This is a genomic window from Capnocytophaga sp. oral taxon 326 str. F0382 (genome assembly GCF_000318295.1).
Lineage (GTDB): Bacteria > Bacteroidota > Bacteroidia > Flavobacteriales > Flavobacteriaceae > Capnocytophaga > Capnocytophaga periodontitidis.
The window spans coordinates 14,502-19,289 of sequence record NZ_KB291382.1; the positions used below are offsets into that span (position 1 = coordinate 14,502).

4 protein-coding genes are annotated in these 4,788 nt (G+C 36.9%); all 4 read left to right on the plus strand.

Annotation, left to right across the window (positions count from 1 at the left end):
* The first annotated feature begins 220 nt into the window (after positions 1-220).
* The 4 genes from HMPREF9073_RS03770 to HMPREF9073_RS03785 are packed head-to-tail and all read left to right on the plus strand — an operon-like array spanning position 221 to position 4,754.
* A complete protein-coding gene (locus HMPREF9073_RS03770; protein WP_009412668.1) occupies positions 221-922 on the plus strand; it encodes a glycosyltransferase in 702 nt (233 codons plus the stop codon).
* Complete coding sequence (locus HMPREF9073_RS03775) at positions 919-2,025, plus strand: glycoside hydrolase family 99-like domain-containing protein (protein ID WP_009412669.1); 1,107 nt, start codon at positions 919-921, stop codon at positions 2,023-2,025. The genes HMPREF9073_RS03770 and HMPREF9073_RS03775 overlap by 4 nt, the downstream gene beginning before the upstream one ends.
* On the plus strand, positions 2,022-2,855 hold the full coding sequence (locus HMPREF9073_RS03780) for a glycosyltransferase family 2 protein (RefSeq protein WP_009412670.1): 834 nt from the start codon (positions 2,022-2,024) through the stop codon (positions 2,853-2,855). The genes HMPREF9073_RS03775 and HMPREF9073_RS03780 overlap by 4 nt, the downstream gene beginning before the upstream one ends.
* Positions 2,856-2,864: 9 nt before the next feature.
* On the plus strand, positions 2,865-4,754 hold the full coding sequence (locus HMPREF9073_RS03785; RefSeq protein WP_009412671.1) for an acyltransferase family protein: 1,890 nt from the start codon (positions 2,865-2,867) through the stop codon (positions 4,752-4,754).
* The last annotated feature ends 34 nt before the right edge of the window (positions 4,755-4,788 follow it).

Below are 4,788 nucleotides of genomic sequence, written 5' to 3' on the forward strand. Positions count from 1 at the left end.
TGTTAAATAATTACTTATGCTGAACTCACGTTAATTAGCCAAAGTTTCACGCTTATATTTGAATTGTGTTATGTAGAGGTGTTTCGCAAACACCCACACAAATAGAGCTTTTTTTAAAACACCTTCAAAACTTTTCACTATTCATTTTTCACTAAAAACGACAACGTTTACAATATTTTTTGTATCTTCGCGCTTCAAACACTAAACATTCATCGTCCTGATGCTACTCTCTATCATCATCCCCACATATAATTCGGCTTCGCATATAGCTCACTGCCTTTCTCTTATACAGCAACAATTAGGGGAAAATCATCACTGCGAAGTGGTAGTCGTAGATGGTAAATCTACCGATGAAACCCTAACTATTGTAGAGAGTTTTAGTTCTAAAATCCCTCAATTGAGATGGATTTCTGAAAAAGATAAAGGAATTTACGATGCAATGAACAAGGGGATTGCACTCGCTCAAGGAAAATTTCTCTATTTCTTAGGCGCCGATGATGAAATTACCTTCACTATAAACCAAATAACCCCAATATTGCAAAACGAGAATACCATCTATTACGGCAATGTACTTTTAAAAAACACACAAACACTATACGACGGCGCGTTTACAACCGCCAAACTCATAGAACAAAATATATGTCACCAAGCAATTTTCTATCCTAAGAAAATAGTAGAACAACACCCGTACAATCTAAAATACAAGTTATTAGCCGATTATGAGTTAAACCTAAAACTCTGGTCAAAATACAAATTTGAATACGTAGAACTCACCATAGCCGTATATAGCAACGATGGAATTTCTACCCAAGTGAAAGATGTACAATTTAAAAGTGATTTCCTTTCTATACTCTATAAGTATTTGGGAATAAAATATGTAATAATAAAAATATACAACAAACTTAAAAGAACACTACAATGAAATATATAGCCTTCTATTTCCCTCAGTTTCACTCCATAGAAGAAAACAACCAATGGTGGGGACACCAATTTACCGATTGGGAATTGGTACAAGCCGCCCAACAATATGCCGAAGAACAACGACAACCCCGAATCCCTTTAAACAACAACTACTACAACCTTACTGAAGCTGAGGTAATTGCTTGGCAAACCCAATTGGCAAAAAAATACGGCTTAGCAGGCTTCAATTTCTATCACTATTGGTTTGATGGCAAGCTATTGTTAGGCAAACCTATGGAATTGTTTTTAGCAAATCCTAACAACGACCTCAACTTCTGTATCACTTGGGCAAACGAAACTTGGACAAAACAGTGGATCGGTAGCTCCGAAATACTGATGGAACAAAAACATTTAAATGATAAAGATCTTTGGCAACAACATTTTGATTATTTGTTACCTTTTTTCAAAGACCCTCGTTATATTACCATAGACCAAAAACCTGTGTTTTGCATCTATCGCCCCGAACTCAATAAACATCAAACCCAATGGATGAACTTCTTCAACCAAAAAGCTCGTGAAAATGGTTTTGAAGGCATCTATTTTATCGGAATGAAATCCTATGACCTCGATAGAGAAGACGAAGTGTATAGCAGCTTCCAAGCCAAAATGCTCTTTCAACCTCGCTATTTGTTCAACAAAAAGTTCTTCCAACGCAAATCGTGGGTATCCGCAATAGAAAAAAAACTCAGACGTTTGCCTGAAAAAATGCAATTCTGGATAGGCCGACTCAAATTTAAAATGGAAAAAAGCCAAAAAGTAGACTACGTAGCTTTTGGTGAAGCCCTCTTAGCCTTAGCACAACAAACCCAAGATAAAACCTATCAATCAATTATTGTAGATTGGGATAACACTCCCCGATACAAAAATCGCTCTAAATTCTTTGTAAATGCTACTCCTGCTAATTTTGAACACTTTTTAAAAGAACTCTCTCTTATCGAAGCTGCCAAAGGAAATGAATTTGTATTCATCAATGCTTGGAATGAATGGTCGGAAGGCGCTTATTTAGAACCTGACACTACTTATGAGTACCAATATTTAGACGTCATTAAAAAATTATCGGAATGAAACTCTCTGCCTCTATAGTGTTATATCAAACCGACCTCACCCCTTTAAAAAAAGCAATCGATAGCTACTTCGCTTGCCAAACCCAGCAGCTACAGCTATTCCTTGTCGACAACTCACCTACCGATGAGCTCAAAAGCCTTGTAACGATGTACCCCGATAAGGAAATACACTATATTTTCAACAACGAGAATATGGGGTATGGCAAAGCTCATAATATTGCTATCAAAAAATCTATGGAGCAAGGGCTGCCCTATCACATAGTCTTAAATCCTGATATTGTCATACAAAAAGGCACCTTAGAAAAACTCACTCATTATATGAATGAGCACCCCGAGGTAGGCAATATAATGCCCAAAATCATCTATCCCGATGGTCAATTGCAATACCTTTGCAAACTCCTACCTTCCCCTCTCGACCTTATTTTTAGGCGTTTCATCCCTTTCAAAAAGTGGAGAGATAAAAGCAACAAACGTTTTGAGTTACACGCCTTTAGTTATAGCAAAACGATGAACATCCCCATCCTTTCGGGGTGTTTTATGTTCTTGCGCACCGAAGCCCTTGAGAATGTAGGATTATTTGATGAGCACTTTTTTATGTATATGGAAGATTTCGACCTCAACCGTCGTATCCATCGTGCCTACAAAACCATCTTCTTCCCCGAAGCTGTTGTTGTACACGAATATCAAAAAGCATCCTATAAAAATATCAAACTCCTCAAATCCCATATCAAATCCGCTATTTATTACTTCAATAAGTACGGTTGGTTTTTCGATAAGGAAAGAAAGAAAATCAATCGAGAAACCTTAAAACAAATCTTAGAAAAGGACTAAAAACTTACTATGCTGAAAAAGAATACTTATCGCCCCGACATCGATGGACTTCGCGCTTTAGCGGTTTTAGCCGTTGTATTATTTCATTTAAGTCCAACGCTCTTGCCCAATGGCTTTTTGGGGGTAGATATCTTTTTCGTTATTTCAGGTTTTCTCATTACCACTATTCTCTACCGTGAGATGGAGCAAAACAACTTTTCGTTTGCCAATTTCTACAATAGGCGCATCAGGCGAATTCTTCCTGTTTGTTTTGTAGTGATAGTTGTAGGGTTATTGCTCACACGATGGCTCTTCTTAACCAAAGATTTTTATAGCGTTGCCAACAGTGCAGTAGCTTCTGTTTTCTTTCTGTCTAACTTCTATTTTGCAAGAGTAGGAGGCTATTTTGATATATCTACCGAAGAACGCCCCTTCAATCATATATGGTCACTATCTGTAGAAGAACAATTCTATTTCATTTTTCCTCTATTGTTGTGGTTAGTGTTTAAAAGTAAGTTCCTCAGAAAACATATCATAGCTGTATTACTCTCTACAATGTTTTTCTTGCTATGCCTCTCCTTCTTACCATTAGAGAAAATAGGCATACACTTAGACGCCTACTACCTCCCTCATTTGCGAATGATAGAGTTGCTCACAGGCTCATTGCTGGCTGTAATCTTGTGCTTAAAAGGTAATCATTTGTCAGTGCAAATGTCTAATATATTAGGTAGTAGCACTTTGGTAATAGTCATAGCTTGCTTGTGTATCAAAGGCATTTTTGTTCCTCCTTATTTCCCAGGGGTAACTTCACTCTTGTTGTGTGTCCCTACAGCGCTACTAATTGTAGCTAATGAAAAAGGAAGCTATGTGAAAAAACTATTTTCAATACCACCTATAGTGTGGATAGGAAAACTCTCGTATTCTCTATACTTATGGCATTGGGTTGTATTAGCAATGTGTAGGTATTTTTTAGGAGTAGGCGACTTACCTTTTGGGGTCGCTTTAGGGGCTTTTATACTAATGTTCTTACTTTCAATAATCACCTATTATTTTGTAGAACAACCTTTTAGAAAGAAAAAATACACTTTCAAGAAGAGCTTTTTGTATTTATACCTATTGCCTCTTACAGTAGTGATAGCTATTAGTTACAGTCTGTATCAAGCAAAAATTCCTGAGCTTCAAAAAACTTCATCACACTTTCCACCAGTAGTGTGTGAAAAATGTACTACTTCAAAAGATACCTTGCAAACATTAGGTGATACGAAAAGTCTTTATCCTAAAAAAATCCTTTTTGTAGGCGATAGCCATACCTCTCATTTATCCCCTTTCATAGATATAGTAGGTAAAAAAGAAGGTTGGAAAGCCGATGTCCTATCAGCAGGAGCTTGTCCATCGTTATTAAACACTCAAGGTTGGAAACCTTCACCCGAATGCCAAAAGGCACTTGATTACTTGCAAGAACACTACCTCCAGTACAATGTTATCTTTTTAGTAAACTCATATACTACCGATAGAGAAAATATCCCTGCATATACACAAAAGTTCATCGCTACTATACGCACCTTGTTAGCTGCAGGAAAAGACGTTTATGTGCTAAACTCATCAGCTAATTTTGATTATGATGTTCAAAGAAACCAAAAGCTCAAAAAGCAACTAGGAATCCAATACTTTACCTCTCTTAGAGGAGAAAAATACAAGAAAAATTACAAACGTTGGGAAAGATTTGCCTCCACCCTAAAAACCGAATTCCCTACCCTCCATATAATAGACCTTTCTCATTACATCCCTAATGATGGTTGTATAGCAGGAAAACCAATAATGTACGACACCAATCATTTCAATACCTACGGAGCTCAACAAATAGCAGCTCTTTTCATAGCAAATGGAGAAAAACTCCTTAAACTTGAGGGTAGGCGATAAATCATAAACTCTGTCAAAGTCCCAAAACTTTGAC